The organism is Pseudomonas sp. WS 5011 (assembly GCF_012985775.1).
GTDB lineage: Bacteria > Pseudomonadota > Gammaproteobacteria > Pseudomonadales > Pseudomonadaceae > Aquipseudomonas > Aquipseudomonas peli.
On sequence record NZ_JAAQXA010000006.1, the window covers coordinates 217,284 to 239,010 of the forward strand.

A 21,727-nucleotide genomic window follows, 5' to 3' on the forward strand; every position below is an offset into this window, starting at 1 on the left:
GAGTAAGCACAACACCGCATGTCAGCCGATCCCAACCTTAGTTTGCCCTGGCCCCGGGGCCGGGCATTGCCCGCGAGCTTCTTCGACCGCGATGCGCGCCTACTGGCCCGCGAGCTGCTCGGTAAAGTGATTCGCCATCGCCACGGCGAGCAATGGCTAAGCGCGCGCATTATCGAAACCGAGGCCTATTACCTGAGCGAAAAAGGCAGCCATGCCTCACTCGGCTACACCCACAAACGCCGCGCACTGTTTATGGAGGGCGGACATATTTATATGTATTACGCCCGTGGCGGCGACTCGCTGAACTTCAGCGCCCAAGGCCCAGGCAATGCGGTACTGATCAAATCTGCCTACCCCTGGCAGGATGCCCACAGCGGCGCAGACGCACTGATGCAAATGCAAAAAAACAATCCCGACGCCCAAGGCCGGCCACGCAGCACTGCAACCCTCTGCGCAGGGCAGACGCTGCTGTGCAAGGCCCTAGGCCTGAAAGTGCCGGACTGGGATGCTCAGCCCTTCGATGAGCAGCGCCTGTTTATCGAAGACCTCGGCGAGCGCCCGCAACACATTGTGCAATGCGCGCGCCTGGGCATTCCCCACGGCCGGGATGAACTGCTGCCGTACCGGTTTGTCGATGCTGCCTTTGCCCGTCACTGCACACGCAACCCATTACGGCGCGGCCAACAGGCCGGCCAAGACTACTACTTGCTAACCCCCACGGATGACCACCGATGAGCCAATGGTTCGACACCCTAACCCTGTGGCTAAGCGCCAACCCCGAATGGCTGGGCCTGGCGATCTTTGTCATTGCCTGCGTCGAATGCCTGGCCATTGCCGGCATCATCGTGCCGGGCACTATTCTGCTGTTTACCGTGGCAGTCCTGGCCGGTAACGGCGCGCTGTCACTCTGGGAAACCCTGCTATTGGCCTACTTCGGCGGCTTGCTCGGTGACGCGCTGTCCTATGGTATCGGCCGCTATTTTCATCAGGATATTCGCCGCCTGCCGTTGTTGCGCAGCCACCCCCAGTGGTTGAGCGCGGCCGAGGTTTATTTTCAGCGCTACGGCGTCGCCAGCCTGTTAGTCGGCCGTTATATCGGCCCGCTGCGGCCGATGCTACCGATGGTCGCCGGCATGCTGAACATGCCGCTCCCGCGTTTTATCGCCGTCAGCCTACTGGCAGCTGCCGGCTGGGCCATGGCCTACATGCTGCCGGGCTGGGCCACGGGTGCCGCCTTGCGCCTGCCGCTGCCAGAAGGGTTCTGGCCACAGGCCGGCGCCGTAGCGGCAGGCGTGGCCATCGTGGTCGGTCTGAGCATTCAAGGCAGCATGCGCGGGCAACGCCATGCCAGCCTGCTGGCGGCCGGCGCCTGCCTGGTGCTGTTGGTCGGCATGATGCTCAGCTGGCCGCTGCTCAGCCACTTTGATCAAGGCCTGCTGGCCCTGGTGCAGGAACAGCGCAGCAGCACCCTCGATACACTGATGGTGCTGATTACCCACCTCGGCGACCTGCACACTCAAGTGGCGGCGGCCGTGCTGCTGTGCCTGATTCTGCTGGCTACCCGACAGTGGCGCAGCCTGTGCCTGGCCATCGGCGCCACGCTTGGCACAGCCCTCGCGAATGGCGCGCTAAAAGCACTGTTTGCACGAAGCCGTCCAGATGTACTGCTGGAACCACTGGGCAGTTTTAGCTTCCCCAGCGGCCACAGTTCAGCGGCTTTTGCCTTCTTTCTGCTGCTCGGCATACTCGCGGGTCGCGGCCAACCGCCACGCATGCGTCTTACGTGGCTGCTGCTGGCCAGCCTGCCGGCGGCAGCAATCGCCCTCTCTCGGGTCTACCTCGGGGTGCATTGGCCCAGCGACATCATCGCCGGGGCCATGTTGGCGGGCTGTTTCTGCGCCCTGAGCCTGGCGCTGGTGCAATTGCGCGCACCACTGCCTGCTCTGACGGCAAGAATCTGGTGGCTATTGCTGCCGGCGATTCTGGCGCTGCTCGGCGGCATCGCCACCTGGCAGCTGTCCACTGGCCTGCTGCTGTATCGCTACTGATGACCGCCTTGCAGCAGCTCCAGCAACGCCTGCAACCGTTCTAGCCGCAGCTGCACGTCCGGCATTTCGAGCAGTTGCAGCTTCTGTTCGGCGTCCAGCGGCAATAGGTAGGCCAGCTGATTGGCCAGGGCCTCCTGGCCCGCTGGCGCACTCGCCATGCCCAGTGAGGCCACCAACGGGTGAGCGCTCAGCGCACCGAGCAATGCTGCCAAATCCACATGCTCAGCCTCCAGCGGCTGCTCCGGCTGCTCGTCCAGCCACTCGACGTCGCCCAGGGTCAGTTGATCGGGCAGCACCTGAGCGCGCTGCACGCGAAAACGCCGACCACCCTCGACGCGAATCCCCAATAAGCCATTGGGCCGCTGCTCGAAATCGCGAATCAACGCCTCGCAACCGATCGCCGAGAATTGCCCCGCGGCCTCGCCCACCTCGGCGCCATCAATGATGCACACCACACCAAAGCCCTGCCCTTGCTTCATGCAGCGGCTGACCATGTCCAGGTAGCGTGCTTCGAATATCTGCAAGTCGAGCATGCAGCCGGGAAATAACACAGTGTTCAGTGGAAACAGCGGCAGGGTCACACACACCTCCTTATAGCCACAACAGAATCGCCAGCGGCAGCAGCACGGCCGTGAATACGCCCATCAGGCTCATCGCCAGAGCTGAAAACGCGCCGCACTCCTCACCTTCCTGCAGTGCACGGGCGGTGCCAACCGCATGCGCGGTCAGGCCCAGGGCCATGCCCAATGCAGCCGGGTGATGCACGCCACAGCGCTTAAGCAGCGCCGGACCGATGATGGCGCCGATGATCCCGGTGATCATCACAAACACCGCAGCCAGGGCAGCAATCCCGCCAATCTGATTGGCCACCAGCATGGCAATCGGTGAGGTCACCGACTTGGGCGCCATACTCATCAGCATGATCTGCTCGGCGCCGAAGACCCAGGCCAGGGTAATGCCTAAGACCGTGGCGACCACGCCGGCCACCAGCAAGGTGATCAGGGTCGGCCAGAACAGCTGGCGAATACGCCGCAGATTAAGGAACAGCGGCACCGCCAGCGCCACCGTGGTTGGCCCGAGGAACAGCGTCAACGCCGCAGCGCTGTCTTTGTATTCGGCAAAGGTCAGGCCGCAGGCCAAAAGAATGCCGATTACCGCAAGCATCGACAGCAGCACCGGCTGCAGAAACACCAAGCGGGTTTTCTCGTAGGCGGCAATCGCCAGTTGATAAGCACCAAGGGTGATGCCTACACCAAATAGCGGGTGATGGATCAACGCCTGCCAGGCGGCGTGCCAGTCCAAACTCATGCGTCCTCCCGGCGTTGTTGGCGGTCAATCAGCTTCTGCATCAGCCAGCCGGCAAACACGATCGAGATCAGCAATGACAGCAACAGCGCACCGGCAATCGCCCAAAAGTCGGCAAAGATATCCTCGGCATAGGCCATCACGCCCACCGCTGGCGGTACCAACAGCAGCGGCAGGTATTTCAGCAGACTGGTAGAGGCCAGATGCAGCGGCTCGCCGACTTCTCCGCGCAGCAGCAGGAAGACGAACAACAGCAACATACCGATGATTGGCCCCGGCAAAATCGGGATCAACAGGACATTCAGCGCAGTGCCGAGCAACTGGCACAGCACCAGCCAGGAAAGGCCGCGTAGCAGCATGATGGGTAATCTCCGAATCGTATGATCCCAGACGCAGTGCCGCGCATTATAAGCAGAAGCACCCGGCAAGGGCCGGTTTACAGCGGTTGCGCACGAGCCAACGGCATACCTTGTCCCATCGCAATAGGCACTTGACCCTGCGTCGAACCCATGATGATCTTAGGGCAGAAGGATTTTACGCCCCAAAAAAAACAACACTTGCGTCTTCAAGGAGAAACCATGACATCAGTACCCGCCGCTGAATTGCCCAGCTATATCGGTAAAGAGCTCGGCCGTTCCGATTGGCTGACCATCGACCAGGAACGCATCAACCAGTTTGCCGAATGCACGGGTGATCACCAGTTCATCCACGTCGACCCGGAAAAAGCCAAACTCACCCCCTTTGGCACCACCATCGCCCACGGCTTTCTCTCGCTGTCACTGGTGCCCAAGTTGATGGAAGGCATCATGATTATGCCTAAAGGGCTGAAGATGGCCGTCAACTACGGCCTGGACAGCGTGCGCTTTATCCAGCCGGTGAAGGTCAACTCCAAAGTCCGCCTGGTGGTGACGCTGACGGATGCCACCGAGAAGAACCCAGGCCAATGGCTGCTCAAGGCCAAAGTGGTACTGGAGATTGAAGGCTCGGAAAAACCCGCCTACATCGCCGAGCCACTGACCCTCTGCTTCGTCTGATTACCACCGCCGGATCAAGGCGCACCTGCATCTGCGGTGCGCCTTTTGTATTTTTAAATGCCCGACGGTGCGCTCAATCACGGCACTCCGGGCGTGTTAAGGCATACTCGGCATCGACCTTCCAGCCTGGATTTTCTGCATGCGCACGCTCGCCCGTCTGGCCCCTCTGAGTCTCGCCCTGTTGTTGGCCGCTTGCGGTGATGGCGAACCCTTACTGCCCCCCAATGCCGTGCTGCCTGATGGTGGCCGCTACCGCGGTGAGGTTGTCGACGGCCTGTTGCAAGGTCCTGGCCGCCTGGATTATAGCGATGGCAGTTACTACGACGGGCTGTTCAAGGACGGTCAGTTCAACGGCCCGGGCGAATGGCGCAGCAAGCACGGCGAGTTCTACAGTGGCGAGTTTCAGAACGGAGACTTCCACGGCCAAGGCAGCCTCACCTACAGCGATGGCAGCCGTTACGAGGGCGGTTTTATCAACGGCAGGCCCAGCGGCGAAGGCCACCTGGAAAGCAGCCAATTGGAATACCGCGGGGAGTTCAGTAAGGGTCAATACAGCGGGCTGGGCAAACTGCAATGGAGTAACGGTGCCAGCTTCCAGGGCCAGTTCAAACAAGGCGAACCCGACGGCCAGGGTGTGCTCACCGACGCCGAAGGCAATGCGTACACCGGCACCTTCGATAACAGCCAACTTAACGGCCAGGGCAGCTTCAAGAATGCGGATGGCGACCTGTACAGCGGCCAGTTCCGTCATAACCAGTTCCACGGCAAGGGGCGCTACCAAAGCGCCGCTGGCGACGTCTGGAGTGGCCGCTTTGTGAACGGCAGCCTCACCGGCAAAGGCGAATTCAAGGGCAGCGACGGCAGCCATTACGCAGGCCAGTTCGACGATTGGAGCTACCACGGTGAAGGTCACCTAAACCTGGCCGACGGCAGTGCCTATCAAGGCAACTTCGCCTACGGCAGCTACCAGGGCAATGGCAGCCTGACCCTGGCCGATGGTACCCAGCAAAGCGGCACCTGGCAGAACGGCCGACTGATTCGTGATGCCCAGGGCAAGGCCATACCGGACGCCCTGGCCACCGGCGTGCTGGAGCAAGGCCGCCTGCTTGATGCCGCCATCGCCAAGCTGCCTGCCTCAACACCGGCTATCGAGCTGTATGCCCTGACCCTGGCGGGTGACGGCAAGCAAAGTGTATTCATGCGCGAAGCCGATTATGTCGGCAACCTGCTGCAGGAACGCTTCGCCGCCCACGGCCTGATCACCTTGGTCAACCACCGTGATCACCTGACCGATCGCCCCCTGGCCACTAGCGCCAGCTTGAGCCGCAGCATTCAAGCCCTGGCCGAGCGCAGCGGCAAGGAAGACCTGATCTTTATTTACCTGACCAGTCACGGCTCGGCGCAACACGAGCTGAACCTCGACCAGCCACGCATGCAGCTTGATGACCTGCCGGCCAGTGAGCTGGCAGCCCTGCTCGAACCGCTTAAGGATCGGCACAAGGTGCTGGTGATCTCGGCCTGCTACTCCGGTGGTTTTATCCCAAAGTTGCAGGATGACAAGAGCCTGGTGATAACCGCAGCCCGGGCCGACCGGGTGTCCTTCGGTTGCTCGGAGGAAAACGATTTCACCTACTTCGGCCGCGCCCTGTTTGCCGAGGCCCTGCAGCAGACCGATGACCTGCAGCGCGCCTTCAAACTGGCCCAGGCCAGCGTCGCTGAACGCGAAAAGGCTGATGGCTTTGAGCCCTCCGAGCCGCAGATCTGGCCTGCCAAAGCGGTGCTCGCACAATGGCGTACGCTGCGCGAACAACAGGCCGAGCGCGCCCTGAACAATGCACTTGAGGCGCAATCTGCGGTCAACCGCTAACAGCCATGCGCGCCACCAACGGCCTGATAAGCTGATTGATATCAGCGGAGAACCTCACACTATGTATTTAACACCCCAGCACATCCTCCTCGCAGGTGCCACCGGACTGACCGGCGAACACCTGCTGGATCGCCTGCTGAACGAGCCCACCGTCGCCCGCGTACTGGCCCCCAGCCGCCGCCCGTTGGCGGCCCATGCGCACCTGGAAAACCCGCAAGGCGAACTGCTGACCTTGCTGCCGGAGCTGAACGGCAAGGTCGATACCGCCTTCTGCTGCCTGGGCACCACGATTAAACAGGCCGGCTCGCAAGAGGCTTTTCGTGCGGTCGACCATGACCTGGTGCTCGCCTTCGCCGAACGCGCACGCGCCCTCGGCGCACGTCACTTGCTGGTGATCAGCGCCCTCGGTGCAGATGCCAACTCCACCGTGTTCTACAACAAGGTCAAAGGCCAAATGGAGCAAGCCCTGCGCGCGCAAGGCTGGCCGCAGTTAACCATCGTCCGCCCGTCGTTACTGCTGGGCGCCCGCCAAGAGTTTCGCCTTGGCGAGCGACTGGCCGCGCCCTTTATGCGCTGGCTACCGGGCAAGTACCGTGGTATTGAAGCCACCGTACTGGCCCGCGCGCTGTGGCGCTTGGCGCTGGAAGAGGATGCCGGCACTCGCGTGATCGAATCAGACCAACTGCGCCGTCTCGGCCGCTAACGACAAGAAGCCATCGACCTATGAGCACCACCCCGCACGACCTGATCAGCGCCCTGAGCGGCGCCGATATGCTGGAAATCGACGAGCTGCATGCCTGGCAGTTCAGCCTCAACGACGATCAACTGGCTCAACATCATGCCGGCACCACGCCCACTGACGATGCGCCGCTGCTGAGCATCGAATGCATGGACGGTCGAGCCCTGCGCAAATGGCATTTCAACCTGGCCCAGGTAATCGCCGCACGTTTTGATGGTGAGGCCGACGCCTGGCGCATCAGCGGCACGGCCGGCGTGCACCTGATCAAGTGTTTTGCCGCTGTCAGCGGCGACAACAGTGATCTGCCAGACGACGCCGAATAACCCTGCCGAGGGCAATCCGTGGGCCTGTATGACCGTTACCTGCTGCCACACCTGATCGACTTCGCCTGCGGCATGGGCGCGGTGATGAAAGCCCGCTCGCAACTGGTGCCCCAGGCCCATGGCCGGGTGCTGGAAATCGGCATCGGCAGCGGCCTTAATCTGGCCTTCTACGATGCAGCAAAGGTCAGTGTGATCATTGGCGTCGACCCCAGCGCCGATATGCAGAAACTGGCCAGGCAACGGGCCGCCGCGATCAGCATTCCAGTGGAGATGATTGCCCTCGAACTGGGGCAGATCCAGGCTGATGACGCCAGCTTCGACAGCATTGTCTGCACCTTCACCCTGTGCACCATTCCTGATGCTGTAGCCGCACTGCAAGAAATGCGCCGCGTGCTCAAACCTGGCGGTCGCCTGTTGTTCTGCGAACACGGCCTGGCTCCCGAGCTGCCCGTGCTGCGCTGGCAGAACCGCCTGACCCCGATTTGGAAGCCGTTAGCCGGTGGCTGCCACCTCAATCGCGATATCCCGGCGTTGATCACAGCCGGCGGATTTCAGATGGGCGAGCTGAGCAATCGCTACCTCAAAGGGCCAAAACCCATGACCTATATCTACCAAGGCTGGGCCTACTGAGCCACGCCTGACGACCCATCACGCGGCAAATCGCTCGTCGCCATCATCACGCCACACCCCAGGCCATATTCTGGCTATCGTTAGGCTACGGACTTTGCATAGAAGTAGCCCCACGCATGATGCGCCTGCTCACTCGCCATCTCATCGCCCTGCTGCTCTTCATCGTGGGTTTCACGGTCACGCCTTATAGCGGCGCGCAGTCTCGTGCGGTCAGCGTGGGGGTCTACGCCAACGAGCCGAAAATCCTCCTGGATCAAGAGGGTAAACTCTCCGGCATTCTCGGCGAGCTGCTGAACGAGATCGCCCGCCAGGAAAAGTGGCAACTGCAACCAAGGCCCTGCGAGTGGCAGCAATGCCTGGAGCTGGCGCAGAGCGGCGAGATCGACCTGATGCCGGACGTGGCCTATAACGACAGCCGCGCGCAGGTACTCGACTTTCACACAGTGCCTTCGCTGGTCAGCTGGTCGCAGGTGTACAGCAACGAGAACCTGCAGCTGAAATCAGTACTCGACCTCAAAGACCTGCGCATTGCCGTCCTGCAAGGCTCGGTGCAGGAGGACTACCTGCGTGGGCTGCTGGACAGCTTCGACTTGAAAGCGCAATTGATCGGCGTACCCAGTCTGCAGCAAGGGTTTGCCCTGGTAGCGGACGAGCATGCCGACGCCGTAGTCGCCAACCAGCGCTTTGGTGATTTCCATGCGCCGAGCTACCGGCTGCAAAGCTCCTCAATCATGTTTCAGCCTGCGCAGCTGTTCTACGCAACCCGCAAAGGACAAAACGCCGATTTACTGGCCGCCATCGATCAGCACCTGGCGAACTGGCAGAACTCGCCGTCCTCTGTGTACTACCAAACCCTGCTGCGCTGGGGCGGTGAGCGGCCACGCCTACTAATCCCCACGGTTGTTTGGTGGGGACTGACGACCCTGGTACTGCTGCTGATTGCTGCCTTGGGCGGCGCATGGCTGTTACGCCGTCAGGTGCATGAGAAAACCCGCCACCTGCAGGCCGGCGAAGCACGCCTGAACACCATCCTAGACAGCGTCGAGGCGTACATCTACATCAAGGATGTGCAGCTGCGTTATCAATATGCCAACCGCAAGGTCTGCGAGCTGTTCGGCCAGAACCTTGAGCAGGTGATTGGCAAAACCGATGAACAGTTCTTCGACATCGACACTGCAACCAACCTGTATGACAACGACAGTCGCGTACTCACACTCGGCGAACGGGTGCAGACCGAGGAAATCAATCGCAGCCTGGACGGCAACACGCAGCACGCCTTTCTCTCAGTCAAGCTGCCGCTGCGTGACGATCACGGCAAGATTTACGCGCTATGCGGCATCTCCACTGACATCACAGAACACAAGAAGAACCTCGAAAAAATCAACCAGCTGGCCTTCTACGACCCACTCACCGGCCTGCCCAACCGCCGTCTACTGCTCGACCGCCTGCAACAGGCCCTGGCCAAGCATGCCCGCGGCCTGCAACAGGGCGCACTGCTGTTTATCGACCTGGACAATTTCAAAGACCTCAACGACACCCTTGGCCACGACATGGGCGACCAGTTGCTGCAGCAGGTCGCCGAACGCCTGAGCAGCCATGTGCGCGCCCAGGACACCCTGGCTCGTCTCGGCGGCGATGAGTTTGTGTTGATGCTCGAAGGCCTGAGCCTGAAGCCTGAACAGGCCGGCCAACAGGTTGAACACGTCGGCAACAAGATCATTAAGGCGCTCGCCGTGCCCTACACCCTGCAAGGCCGCAGCTATATCAGCACGGCCAGCATCGGCATCGCCCTGTTCCCCATGGAGGACAGTACGGTCGACGAGGTACTCAAGCGTGCCGATATGGCCATGTACCAGGCAAAAGCTGCCGGCCGCAACGCGTTGCGCTTTTTCGACCCGGCGATGCAGGCCGAAGTCAGCGCCCGCGCCAGCCTGGAAAGCGACCTGCGCCATAGCCTCGACCAGCACGACTTTATCCTGCACTACCAACCTCAGGTGGATGCTCACGGGCAACTGGTTGGCGCCGAGGCCCTGGTTCGCTGGCAGCATCCGCTACGTGGGCTGGTGCCGCCGGGCGACTTCATTCCCCTGGCAGAAAGCACAGGGCTTATTCTGCCGCTGGGTCGCCTGATCTTGCGTGCGGCGTGCCAACAACTGGTGGTATGGGCCCATGATCCACAGCTGGCGCACCTGACACTGGCGGTCAACGTCAGCGCCAGGCAGTTCCACCACCCCGATTTTATTGAAGACGTGCTTGCTGCTCTCGCGGAAAGCGGCGCCAAGCCTGAACGTCTGGAGCTGGAACTGACCGAAAGCCAACTGGTGGAAGATGTGGAAACGCTGATCGACAAGATGAGTCAGCTAAAAGCACGTGGCGTGCACCTGGCGCTGGATGATTTTGGCACCGGCTACTCCTCACTCAACTACCTCAAACGCCTGCCGCTGGATAAGCTGAAGATCGACCAATCCTTCGTCCGCGACCTGCTCGAACACCCCAGCGATGCCGCCATCGTGCGCACCATCCTGGCGCTGGGAGCCAACCTCAATCTCAGCGTAACCGCCGAAGGCGTAGAAACTCAGGCGCAGTACGAGGCCCTGCAAGGCATGGGCTGCAAGCGCTTTCAAGGCTACCTGTTCGCCAAACCGGGGCCGGCTAGTGCGTTTTCACGTGCCTAAGACTATTTCAGTCACGATTGACCACTAATTAAAGCTAGCTTGCACCCAAAGACGGACTAGGTAAGCTCATTGACCGCACGCCAGGCCTGATCCACGGCCGCATGCAGGTAAGCGTCCCAACCAGCATCGGAATTGGCGATGGTCACCGCGCCCAAAGGCTGACGCGCCCGCTGCATCACCGCCGCGCCACCGTCCGGGCCATCGAACAGGGGATTGCTGTAGTAGGAATAGCCATGCGGCCAGCGGTTGACCGTGATGGCCAGCACGTCGCGCTGATGATCAAAACCACCGCCACCGAGCACGCGCTGCAACTGATCACGGATTTGCGCTTCGTAGTGGGCAAAGGTGCGGGTGTAGATCTGCATGCGCGCGGCTCGCGCCTGCGTGCGCAGGTCCGGGCCAACGCCAGCCGCATGCGGCACATGCACCAGATGCAGGCAAATGGGCTGCGCGGGATCATTCGGCGCCTGATACCCGCCCAGACCCACCGGGTAATCCAGCTTCATCAGGCTGAAGGGCATGCCCGGCGCGTACACCTCCTGCATACCCAACTCGACCCAACTCTGCCAATTACGAATCACCACGTTGGCGTAGACCATGGGCAATTTGACGTTCTGCGCCAACGCCTGCGCCTGACGGGCCGGCAGGTCGCGCAGAATGTAAGGAATGAGCATGTTGTAGCAAGCCAGCACCGAATGCCGGGCGCGCACCCGGTAAAGCTGTCCCGCCTGACTGTAGCCGACATCCACGCCGCCCTCACGGTTGCGCACACTGACGACGGTGCTCGACAGGCGCAGGCGCACACTGTGCTCGGGGCGGTCCAAACGGCTGTAATCGAAGGCGGCCAGCACCACATCGCCCATACCCTGCCCGGCGGCCACCGCCGGGATCAGGTCACGCACCAACAGCCGGGCGACACCGGCATTGCCATCGGGGAAGTGGTAGATGTACGGCTCTTCTTCGCTATCATCCTCCTCCAGGCCCAGGCCGGCAAAGCCCGGATAGCCGGCATAACGCGCGTAACTGGCCGGTAGAAAGTCGATGCGGTAGCCGTATTCGTCGCTGGAACGCTGCTGAAAGTAAGCGATAGCCTTGTCCGAAAGGCCGACATGGCACTTGAGATAAGCGTGGTAACTCAAACTGTCGAGGTAGGCCTCACGCTCATCGAGCGGCAGCGCCTGCAGGTAATTCTGTTCACCCGCATACAGCGCCAGCAGGGCGGCGCGGTCGCTTTCAGGCAGCGGGAACTGGCCAATGAAACCGGCCCAGTCGGGTTCTTCATCACTGTCTGCATCCGGCTCGCCGACGACCAACCGGTCTTCGCCAAAGGTCTGCTGATCGAAGAACACCGCACTGTCCAACTCGTTATACAGGCGATGCTGAAAGGCCTGATGAAAGCGCTCCAGCTTGATCCCCAGCGCCGCCAACAAGCGCTGCACCTCGGCGCTGAAATTGGCCTTGGGCGAGTCCAGCGATTCGCTGCCGCCATAGCCCAGCAGTAAACGACCGCCCACACGAAACTCGTTGCGTTTGGCATGGCCACCGAAGTCGTCATGATTATCCAGCAGCAGAATGCGCGCCTGCGGTTGACGTTCACGATAAAACCAGGCGGCCGCCAAGCCACTGATGCCAGCACCCACCACCACCAGGTCATAGTCTTCGTGCTGGGGCAGGTGATCGGTGGCGAACACCTTGCGCTCCCAGCCCAGCTGATGCGCCACCTCAAAACTGCCCACATGGCTGCCGCGCAAGCCCGTCAACGCCGGCGGATACACGCGCGACTCGGCGCGCAGAAAGCGCCACGGCACCAGACCGGCGGCAATCGTCAGCGCCGCCCCGTTGAGAAAGTCACGTCGTTTAATGCTCATCTCCGTCTCACAAAAAAGCCCCGTACACGCCCCTGAACATTGCCCCTTATCCACTGCAATGCCGAGCCATCAGCAGGCTAGGCATGACTCGACTGAGCCGTTTCCGCCCGACATTTCAGCCCACTCGCCCGGCGTTTAAGGGCTGTTCATGCCATTGCTTTGATTCAAAAGCCGCCACTGCCATCGGCTGGCTAAACAGATAGCCCTGAAAGAACTGGCAACCGTTGTCGCGCAGTACATCCCACTGCGCCTGGGTTTCCACGCCTTCGGCGATGACTTCCAGCCCCAGGCTGTGCGCCAACGCCATGATGGCCCGCACGATCGCCAGGCTGCTGATCTCAGGCAGTACACGGACAAACGATTGATCAATTTTCAGCTGATTGAGGGGCAGTTGTTGCAGGTAGGCCATGGAGGAGTAGCCGGTACCAAAATCATCAATCGAGAAACGAATGCCGAGGCTCTGCAAGGCCTGCATACGCAGGGCGGCCTCGTGTTTATCGCTGAGCAGCAGTGATTCCGTGATTTCCAGTTTTAACTGGCGGGGGTTGGCCTGGGTCTCGGCCAGAATGCGCCGCACTTGGGCAATAAAATCGTCCTTGTAGAGCAAACGGCTGCTGGTGTTCACCGCCAGGCTGAGCCTGGCAAACGCAGGCTGCGCAGCCCAGCGCGCCAGTAACTGGCAGCCTTGCTTGAGGATGTACAGATCAAGCTCGGCGATCAGCCCGCTGCGCTCGGCAATCTCGATAAACAGGGCCGGGGCCAGCAAACCTCGCTGCGGATGCAGCCAACGCACCAGCGCTTCCGCGCCTTGCAACTCACCGAGGTGGTTCATTTGTGGCTGCAGATAGAGCACAAATTCACCTTCGGACAAGCCTCGGCGCATGTCATGTTCCAACTGCAAACGCTGACTGACCATTTCCTGCATCAACGGGTCATAAAAACTCAGGGCGTTTTTACCCGCCGACTTGGCGTTGTACATCGACAGGTCAGCGCGCTGCATCAACTCGTCCACGTTATGCGCTTCATCGTTGAACAACACCACACCCAGGCTGGCACTGTTGAACAATTGATGCTCACTCACCCGATACGGCTCGCGCAGCGCGAGCATGAGCTTACTGCCGATATGCTCCACCTGAGCGGCAGCTTCCTCAGGCTGAGGCTCCAACCCTTCAAGCATGATCACAAACTCGTCACCGCCCAAACGGGCCACGGTGTCCAACTCGCGCAGGGTACTTTTCAAACGCTGCGCCACCTGGCACAGCAGCTCATCACCGGCCTGATGCCCATACAGGTCATTGACGTTTTTAAAGTCGTCCAGGTCAAGGAAGATCAGGGCGCAGAAATGGCCGTTGCGCCGGCTCAAGGCAGCGGCCTGTTGCAGACGGTCGCGTAGCAAGCGGCGGTTGGGCAGGCCGGTCAACGGGTCATAAAACGCCAGGTGCTGAATTTTCTCTTCGGCGTCCTTGCGTTCGCTGATATCGGTCAGTGAGGCCACGTAGTTGGTCACCCGCCCGGCCTTGTCGCGCACAGCGCTGATCGACAGCCACTCAGGGAAAATTTCTCCGCTTTTGCGGCGGTTCCAGATTTCCCCCTGCCACTGGCCCTCTTCATTAATTATCCGCCACATCTGCTGGTAAAACTCAGGCGGCTGGCGGCCGGAGCCCAGCATGCGGGTGGATTGACCAATCACGTCCTGCGGCTCATAACCACTGATCGTGGTAAAGGCGCGGTTAACCTTGAGAATACGCGTCTGCGCATCGGTGACTATCATGCCCTGCTGCGTCTCGAAGGCGATGGCGGCGATGCGCTGTTCGCGTTCCACCTCCGCACGTTCGGTAATGTCGCGCGCCATAAACACCACGGCACGCTTGCCATTGAAGCGGGCATCCATGCGCCGTGCGCGGGCCTCGAACATGCGCTGCCCTATCGGAGTTTTCAGCTCGTACTCCAGCGTCTGCGGCTGCTCGCTGGCCAAGGTTCGGGCGATGAAATCCATGAACAACTCGGCCTGCTGCACCGGCATCACATCCAGCAGACGCTTGCCGAGCAGCCCCTGACCGCCATCCAGCAGCAGGTCCGTCTGGGGTGACTTGATCTTCAGGTAGCGGCCGTCTTCGTCCATCACCAGCGACAGGTCAGGGACCGCTTCGGTGATCGCGCGCAACTGCGCTTCGCTCTGCAACAAGGCCAGACGGTCACGCCGTTGCACGTGGGCGTCCTTGAGCAACAGACCGAGGAACAGGGTGAGCGGCACCAGCAGGAGAAACAGCACCCAGACCGCATCCTGCATAAACAGAGCAAACTTTGGCGCAGGCAAGAGGGTGAGATTGAGCACCTGCAACACTTGCACGGCGATGGCAAACAGCAGCAGGCTCGGCAGGTTGAAGGCCACCCGCCCGCGCCGGTACAGGCGCCTGTAGAGCAAGCCCATCAGCACGGGCATCAGCACATTCAGCAACCCGGGCAACATGCCGACACCGCCGAGCCAGGCGCGGTAAGCGCCGGCAATGGCACCGGCAATCAGCCCCACCTGCGGGCCACCAAAAAAGGCAGCCATGCTCAACACCGCCGTGCGGCCATCGAAAATCAGCCCGTCGGCCAAGGTCATCGGCACCATCATACCGAGGATACAAATGCCGCCAAACAAAACACCGGACAAGCCTTTGCCCAAGGGCGAGCGTTCATCCACATAGCGGGTAATCAGGCCATGAACCCAGCACAGGGCAATCAGCAGGATGACGTTTTTCAGCAGTTCCAGAACCATGCAGCCCCCGCCCGTGCAGCGAACGCCAGGTGCCTGACGTCACAGTGACCCGTTGATCGTACGGCCGCACCACGCCGCCGCACTTGGGACTTTAGTACAGCCTAGGGCCGCAACTGCAGGGCGTCCACCATACCGGCGGCGATGGCCATGCCAACCAGCTCGGGCAGGTTGTCGGCTTGCATGCGCTTCATCACCCGCGAGCGGTAGAGGTCGATGGTTTTCACGCTGATGTCCAGTTGCTCGGCGATTTCGCGGTTAGTGAAGCCGCGCACCAACGGCAGCAACACATCCCGCTCACGCGGGGTGAGGCTGTCCAGGCGTTGCTGCAGGGCCTGCAAACGCGGGTCGGTCTGCGTGCTGGAAGCTTCCTGATTGAGGGCTTGCTGCACGCTGTCGAGCAACAACTGTTCGTTGTAGGGCTTCTCAATAAAGTCCACGGCACCGGCGCGGAACGCGCGCACCACAATCGGCACATCGGCATGCCCGCTGACAAAAATGATCGGCATCTGGATACCGCGGCTGCGCAGGGCTTCCTGCACGTTCAAACCGCCCATGCCGGGCATGCGCACATCCAGCAGCACACAGCCCTGGCTGTGCTCATCGCAGGCATCGAGAAAGGCCCGGCCACTGGTGAACGGCAGTGCCGTCAGGCCCACGGACTCCAGCAGCCAGACGGTGGAGTCGAGCATGCCTTGATCGTCATCGACCACATAAACCCGTTGTTGCATTTGCAGGCTCATGCCCTGCTCCTTTTATTGTTATGCCTTGGCTTCGCCACGTTCATTGCGCTCGGCGTCTTCACCGCGCAACAGCGGCAGGCGACACTCTAAACACAGCCCCCCGGCGGCACCGGGCAGAGCCTCCAGCGCGCCACCGAAGCCCTCGATGATACTGCGGCTCATCGACAGACCCAGCCCCAGACCTTCGGCCTTGCTGGTGTAGAACGGGGTGAAAATGTGTTCCAACTCGCCCTGCGCCACGCCCGGCCCCTGATCCCACACCTGCACACAGAGTTGCCCAGCCTGTTCGCTGGCGCGCAGTTCGATGCGCGACGGCTGGCCCGGATGGGCCTCGCGGTTGGCATCAATCGCATTGCGCAGCAGGTTGAGCAGCACCTGTTCGATGAGGATGCGGTCGGCATACACCGGCGGCAGCTGTTCGCTTACTTGCTCGACGATGCTCACCTGCCAGTTGCTCGCCTCCCATTGGCACAGGCGCACGGCCTCACGCGCGACGCTGGCGATATCCAGCGCCTGGGTGCGGCGCTGGCCTTTGCGCAGGAAGGCGCGCAGGCGCTTGATCACCTCCGAGGCGTGGTTGGCGTGCTCGGTGATGCGCTCCAGCCCTTGCGCCACCTTGCTGGGCGCGTCGGGGTTGGAGCCCAGCGCTTTGAGGTAACGCTGGCTAGCGCTGGCGTAGTTGACCACCGCCGCGAGCGGCTGATTGATTTCATGGGCAATGCCACTGGCCAACTCACCCAGGGTGACCAGCCGCGCGGTGTGGGCCAGTTCATCCTGATGGCGACGTTGTTGAGCTTCGCGCAGTTCGCGCTCGGTCATGTCGCGCGCGACCAGTGAGTAGTAATGCTCACCATCGCGCCCACGGTGCGCCAACAGCACCAGCGACACCGGCAAGGGCGCACGCAGGCCCAGCGGCAGCAGGCGCGCCTCGGCACTCCACACGCCCTGACTGTCGGCTGTATGCCAGCCGCCGTTGCGCAAGCGTTGCAGATCGTCCTGGGCGAGCAACTGGTCGAGGGCTGGCAGGGCTTGCTGTTCGTCGATGTTCAGGGCGTGACGCGCCGACGGGTTGAGGTGCGTGAGTTGCCCGTCCGGGTCGATAAACAGCACCAAGTCGGTGTTGGCCTCCACCACTTCCGCGAGGCGGCGCTTGTTCTCTTCGGCCAGCACGCGGGCGGTGATATCGCGCGACACGCTGACCACCTCCACCACCGCGCCGGTGTAGGTTTCGCGGATAGCCCGGCTGGCGGTTTCAAACCACAGGTAATGGCCGTCGCGGTGGCGGATGCGGTAGGTCATGGTGTGGTAGCCGTCTTGCTCCAGCGCCTCGCGGGTGCTGTCGATCAGGTGCTGGCGGTCATGCTCATGAAACAGCGCCTGCACCGGCGTGCCGCGCAGGGTTTCCGGCCAGAAGCCGAGCAGCGTCCAGCTCGCGGGCGAGGCGTCGAGAAAGTGTCCGTCGGGGGTGTGCCGGGAAATCAGGTCGGTGGTGTTTTCGGTGATCAGCCGGTACAGCCGACTGGCCTTGAGCGCTTCACGCTCGGTCTGCACCTGCGCGGTGGCGACCCGGCAGCGGGCCAGCACCTGTTGCTCGGCCGGGTCGGGCATAAACAGCCAGATCAGCACGTGGCCGGCCACTTGTGCCTCTACGCCGTCAATCGCCCGTCCTTGTTGCAGGCAGGCGCGCACCAGTTGCGCGGTGTTCACGGGCAACAGATCGGCCACGGCAGGCAGGTTATGCGCACTCAGCCACTCGTGCATGGCGGCGTTCAGTTGCAGGGGCTGGGCGTCGATGTCCAGCAACAGGCTGGGCTGCGGGTCACTGCCGAGTAGCAGGCTGCCACGGGCTTGCTGCGGCAGGCTGGCTAGCAGGGCCTGGAGCATGGCGTGCAGCAGATCAAGCCAGTCACTGCCGGCGTGTTCGTGCAGCTCAAGCAGCAGCAGGTCGTGGTGCCCGTCATCCAGCGACAACGCCAGCGCCTGGCCGTGACTGAGACCCGCGCGGCGTACCCGTCCGGCCAACCAGCACGGCAGTTGGCGCAATTCGCTCAGGCTCAGCCGGGGCTGCGCGTGCAAGCGCGCCCACAGCGCCTGATCGCTGGTTTGCAACGGGTCACCAAAACCGGGCGGTAAATGCGGCGCGCGGCCTTCATGGCTGTAGATCGCGGTGCCAGCCTGCCAGCGCAAAAAGTACGCCTGACGCACCTCAGGGCAGGCCTGCAAGGCGCGCAACAACGCATCGGCACGCATGGCCAGGGGCAGGCTTTCACGCTGCATGCACAGCCAGCTGTGCAGCTGCACAGAGATTTCATTCATCCGGGTTTGTGTTCCTTGCAGCCAGTGGCGGCGAGCATCCACTCAAAGCACAAGCAATTGCAAAGCGACCAAGGGCTAATAGGTCGCGCCAGGTATAGCAAAGATACTATACAACTATGGTTTAACTTCCATATAAAACACGGGATCTATATAAATACACCCAGAACAATACCGGGCCGCCGCTAAGACTAACTGCTGCATGGCCCGAGCATCCAACCTGCTGTGGGTATTCGCATGTCGATCTACGAACAGGGCCTTGAGCCCGCTGCCGTCAACCATATCGCCCTCTCGCCCCTAAGCTTTATCGAGCGTACCGCCAGCGTGTACCCGCACTACCCGGCGGTGGTGCACGGCTCGATTCGTCGCACCTGGCGCGAAACCTACGCCCGCTGCCGGCGCTTGGCTTCAGCGCTGGCCGGTCGTGGCATTGGCAAAGGCGACACGGTGGCGGTGATGCTGCCGAACATTCCGCAGATGCTCGAAGCGCATTTCGGTGTGCCGATGATTGGCGCGGTGCTCAACCCGCTCAACGTGCGCCTGGATGCCGAAGCCATCGCATTCATGCTGCAACACGGCGAAGCCAAGGTGCTGATCACCGACCGCGAGTTCCATGAAGTAATCCACGCCGCCGTCGGCATGCTCGATCACCCGCCGCTGGTGATCGACGTGGACGACCCGGAATACGGCGAAGGCCAGGCCATCAGCGACCTCGATTACGAAGCCTTTCTCGCCGAAGGTGACCCGCAGTTTGCCTGGCAGTGGCCAGATGACGAGTGGCAGGCGATCAGCCTCAACTACACCTCCGGCACCACCGGCAACCCCAAGGGCATGGTCTATCACCACCGTGGTGCCTACCTGAACTCGCTGGGCAACCAGATGACCTGGGCCATGGGCAACCACCCGGTGTACCTGTGGACCCTGCCGATGTTCCATTGCAACGGCTGGTGCTACCCGTGGACCATCACGGCGCTGGCGGGCGTGCATGTGTTTCTGCGCCGCGTTGATCCGGCAAAAATCCTCACGCTGATTCGTGCCGAGCAAGTCACCCACCTGTGCGGCGCGCCGATTGTGCTTAACGCCCTGGTCAACATGCCGGCCGAAGCCAAAGCCGCCATCGATCACCCGGTCAAGGCCATGGTCGCCGGCGCTGCGCCGCCCGCAAAAGTCATCGGCGCGGTCGAGGAAATGGGCATCCACGTCACCCACGTCTACGGCCTCACCGAGGTCTACGGCCCAGTGACCCTGTGCGCCTGGCATGCCGAGTGGGACGCCCTGCCGCTTGATGAGCGCGCAACGATCAAAGCACGCCAAGGCGTGCGCTACCCGACCTTGGAAGGGCTGATGGTGGCCGACCCGAAAAGCCTGGAGCCGACCCCGCGTGATGGCGAAACCATTGGCGAGATCTTCATGCGCGGCAACACGGTGATGAAGGGCTACCTGAAAAACCCCAGCGCCACCGCTGAAGCCTTTGCCGGTGATTGGTTCCACACCGGCGACTTGGCCGTGTGCCACCCGGACGGCTACGTGGAAATCCGCGACCGCCTCAAGGACATCATCATCTCCGGTGGCGAGAACATCTCCACCATCGAGGTCGAGGGTGTGCTCTATCGCCACCCGGCGGTTCTCGAAGCCGCCGTAGTCGCCCGCCCAGATGAAAAATGGGGCGAAACGCCCTGCGCCTTCATCACCCTCAAGGCCGACCAGCAGGCCGTGAGCGAGGCCGAGGTGATCAGCTTCTGTCGCGAGCACCTGGCGGGCTTCAAGGTGCCGAAGACCGTGGTCTTCACCCAACTGCCGAAAACCAGCACCGGCAAGATTCAGAAGTTTGTCCTGCGCGATATGGCCAAAGCCCTCTGAACCATTGTGGAAAGGGCTTTAGCCGCGAACATCGCCATTAAAGCACGTAGCCCGGATGCAATCCGGGAACAGCGATTCGGGTTCCCCGGATTGCATCCGGGCTACGGCAAGAACACACCGTTTGCACAACAACAAGAACCGGCCCTGGCGGCCGACGGAGAACCTTTATGCAAATTTTCAAACGTCGCGACGGCGATGAACAACCGCACTGGCCTGTTGGCCCGTTCAAGGTACGCCTGCCCTTTGTCCACTACCGCTGGGAAACCGCGGAGATGCTGCAAGCGCTGATCATGTTTGTGGTCAGCCTGGCCATGATCCCCCTGCTGGAAAAATACCTCGGCCTGCCTTACGACGTAGCCCTGGCCTATGTCGTGGTGTGTGGTATCGGCTTTATGTTGCCAGCCCTGCTCGGTGTGCCCATGGTGCCGGGCTGGATCACTCCGGGCATCCCGGTGGTGCTGTTGTTTCTCGGTAATTTCAAACCAGGCCCGGAGGCGATTCAGGCGCTGTTTGCCCTGCAGTTTCTGGTGTTCCTGATCTTCCTGATTCTGGGTGTCACACGCTTGGGCAGCACCCTGGTGCGCCTGATCCCCAACTCGATGAAGGGCGGCATCATCATCGGTGCAGGTATCGCCGCGCTGATGGGTGAAATCTCCACCGGCGGCCGCCTGGCCAACACGCCGATTTCGCTGGTGATCGGCAGCCTGATCTGCCTGTACCTGATGTTCTCGGTGTCGTTCAAAGGCCTCACCGAGCGCCTGCCGCTGGCGCGCAAAATCGTCAACTACGGCATGGTGCCGGGCATGTTGATCGCCATTTTCATCGGCATTGCCGTCGGCGAATACAAGATGCCTGACGTGAAATTCGGCATCACCGCACCGGCCTTCGGCGAGATGTGGAACTACCTGCCGTTCAGCGTTGGTTTCCCAGGTCTGGATGTGTTCCTGCTGGCGGTGCCCACCGCGGTGATCGCCTACGTGATTGCCTTTGGCGACATCATCGTCGGTCAGTCATTGATGCAACGCGCCGATGAGCTGCGCACCGATGAAGTGATCGAAAACAACATCGACCGTGTGCATCTGGTCACCGCCATCCGTAACGCCCTGCATGCCTTCTTCGCCCCGTACCCAGGCCTGGCCGGGCCACTGTGGACGGCCGTCGCTGCGACCATGGCCGAGCGTTACAAGTACGGCCGCAAAGCCATGGACTCGATCTATAGCGGCGCGGGCACCTTCTGGATCACCGGGTTTATTGCGCTGTTTATGCTGCCACTGGTGAGTTTCTTCCAACCGGTGCTGCCGATTGCCCTGTCACTGACGCTGATCCTCACCGGTTACATCTGCCTGATGGTGGGTTTCGAGCAGCTGAGCAACAACACCGAGCGCGGCATCGCCGGCACCATGGGTGTGGTGCTGGCCGTCTACGGCGCTGGCTGGGGCCTGGCGGCCGGTGCGGCGCTGTACATCCTGGTGGAGCGCACGCACCTGCTCAAATTCACCACCGCTAAACCTCCAGTCAATGGCCAAGCCGAGGCCGATTGACCCTCAGGCCCGCTTCGGCG

At 61.6% G+C, this 21,727-nt stretch carries 17 protein-coding genes; 10 read left to right on the plus strand and 7 right to left on the minus strand.

Annotated elements, in window-relative coordinates; genetic code table 11:
* The first annotated feature begins 18 nt into the window (after positions 1 to 18).
* Together HBN63_RS09295 and HBN63_RS09300 are read left to right on the plus strand one after the other, a co-directional pair.
* Complete coding sequence (locus HBN63_RS09295; RefSeq protein WP_170049199.1) at positions 19 to 735, plus strand: DNA-3-methyladenine glycosylase; 717 nt, start codon at positions 19 to 21, stop codon at positions 733 to 735.
* Complete coding sequence (locus tag HBN63_RS09300) at positions 732 to 2,048, plus strand: bifunctional DedA family/phosphatase PAP2 family protein (RefSeq protein WP_170049200.1); 1,317 nt, start codon at positions 732 to 734, stop codon at positions 2,046 to 2,048. Before HBN63_RS09295 ends, HBN63_RS09300 begins: the two co-directional genes overlap by 4 nt.
* Here HBN63_RS09300 and HBN63_RS09305 read toward each other — a convergent pair.
* Genes HBN63_RS09305 through HBN63_RS09315 form a run of 3 tightly spaced genes read right to left on the minus strand, consistent with a single transcriptional unit; the run spans position 2,042 to position 3,712 of the window.
* Positions 2,042 to 2,629, minus strand: a complete 588-nt coding sequence (locus HBN63_RS09305) for an LON peptidase substrate-binding domain-containing protein (RefSeq protein WP_170049201.1) — start codon at positions 2,627 to 2,629, stop codon at positions 2,042 to 2,044. The two genes, HBN63_RS09300 and HBN63_RS09305, sit on opposite strands and share 7 nt — an antisense overlap.
* A gap of 10 nt (positions 2,630 to 2,639) precedes the next feature.
* Positions 2,640 to 3,350 (minus strand): LrgB family protein, encoded by a 711-nt coding sequence (locus HBN63_RS09310; RefSeq protein ID WP_170049226.1) that lies wholly within the window; start codon positions 3,348 to 3,350, stop codon positions 2,640 to 2,642.
* Positions 3,351 to 3,352: 2 nt separating this feature from the next.
* Positions 3,353 to 3,712, minus strand: coding sequence for a CidA/LrgA family protein (locus HBN63_RS09315; protein WP_160089210.1), 360 nt, complete (start codon positions 3,710 to 3,712; stop codon positions 3,353 to 3,355).
* Positions 3,713 to 3,931: 219 nt separating this feature from the next.
* Between HBN63_RS09315 and HBN63_RS09320 the strand changes: the two genes are divergently transcribed.
* The 6 genes from HBN63_RS09320 to HBN63_RS09345 all read left to right on the plus strand — a co-directional run bounded on the left by HBN63_RS09320 (position 3,932) and on the right by HBN63_RS09345 (position 10,621).
* Entirely contained in the window at positions 3,932 to 4,387 is a 456-nt protein-coding gene (locus tag HBN63_RS09320; protein ID WP_090255625.1) for a MaoC family dehydratase, read from the plus strand.
* A gap of 139 nt (positions 4,388 to 4,526) precedes the next feature.
* A complete protein-coding gene (locus HBN63_RS09325) occupies positions 4,527 to 6,254 on the plus strand; it encodes a C13 family peptidase (protein ID WP_170049202.1) in 1,728 nt (575 codons plus the stop codon).
* A 61-nt stretch (positions 6,255 to 6,315) separates the two neighbouring features.
* Positions 6,316 to 6,957 carry an oxidoreductase gene (locus HBN63_RS09330; protein ID WP_170049203.1) on the plus strand — a complete coding sequence of 214 codons (642 nt, stop codon included), beginning with the start codon at positions 6,316 to 6,318 and terminating at the stop codon, positions 6,955 to 6,957.
* Positions 6,958 to 6,977: 20 nt separating this feature from the next.
* Complete coding sequence (locus HBN63_RS09335) at positions 6,978 to 7,316, plus strand: DUF5629 family protein (RefSeq protein WP_160089216.1); 339 nt, start codon at positions 6,978 to 6,980, stop codon at positions 7,314 to 7,316.
* An 18-nt stretch (positions 7,317 to 7,334) separates the two neighbouring features.
* Positions 7,335 to 7,946 (plus strand): class I SAM-dependent methyltransferase, encoded by a 612-nt coding sequence (locus HBN63_RS09340; RefSeq protein ID WP_170049204.1) that lies wholly within the window; start codon positions 7,335 to 7,337, stop codon positions 7,944 to 7,946.
* A 116-nt stretch (positions 7,947 to 8,062) separates the two neighbouring features.
* Complete coding sequence (locus HBN63_RS09345; protein ID WP_262498924.1) at positions 8,063 to 10,621, plus strand: EAL domain-containing protein; 2,559 nt, start codon at positions 8,063 to 8,065, stop codon at positions 10,619 to 10,621.
* Positions 10,622 to 10,677: 56 nt separating this feature from the next.
* Here HBN63_RS09345 and HBN63_RS09350 read toward each other — a convergent pair whose 3' ends face one another.
* The 4 genes from HBN63_RS09350 to HBN63_RS09365 all read right to left on the minus strand — a co-directional run bounded on the left by HBN63_RS09350 (position 10,678) and on the right by HBN63_RS09365 (position 18,309).
* A complete protein-coding gene (locus HBN63_RS09350; RefSeq protein ID WP_170049205.1) occupies positions 10,678 to 12,489 on the minus strand; it encodes an FAD/NAD(P)-binding protein in 1,812 nt (603 codons plus the stop codon).
* A gap of 115 nt (positions 12,490 to 12,604) precedes the next feature.
* A complete protein-coding gene (locus HBN63_RS09355) occupies positions 12,605 to 15,253 on the minus strand; it encodes an EAL domain-containing protein (protein ID WP_170049206.1) in 2,649 nt (882 codons plus the stop codon).
* Between the two features lie 101 nt (positions 15,254 to 15,354).
* Complete coding sequence (locus tag HBN63_RS09360; protein ID WP_170049228.1) at positions 15,355 to 15,981, minus strand: response regulator transcription factor; 627 nt, start codon at positions 15,979 to 15,981, stop codon at positions 15,355 to 15,357.
* Positions 15,982 to 16,011: 30 nt separating this feature from the next.
* Positions 16,012 to 18,309: a PAS domain S-box protein gene (locus HBN63_RS09365; RefSeq protein ID WP_170049207.1), complete on the minus strand. Its 2,298-nt coding sequence runs from the start codon at positions 18,307 to 18,309 to the stop codon at positions 16,012 to 16,014.
* Between the two features lie 234 nt (positions 18,310 to 18,543).
* Here HBN63_RS09365 and HBN63_RS09370 point away from each other — a divergent pair, with 234 nt between their 5' ends.
* Both HBN63_RS09370 and HBN63_RS09375 read left to right on the plus strand, forming a co-directional pair.
* Positions 18,544 to 20,166, plus strand: a complete 1,623-nt coding sequence (locus tag HBN63_RS09370) for an acyl-CoA synthetase (RefSeq protein ID WP_170049208.1) — start codon at positions 18,544 to 18,546, stop codon at positions 20,164 to 20,166.
* A 167-nt stretch (positions 20,167 to 20,333) separates the two neighbouring features.
* On the plus strand, positions 20,334 to 21,707 hold the full coding sequence (locus HBN63_RS09375; protein WP_170049209.1) for a solute carrier family 23 protein: 1,374 nt from the start codon (positions 20,334 to 20,336) through the stop codon (positions 21,705 to 21,707).
* Positions 21,708 to 21,727 lie beyond the last annotated feature (20 nt).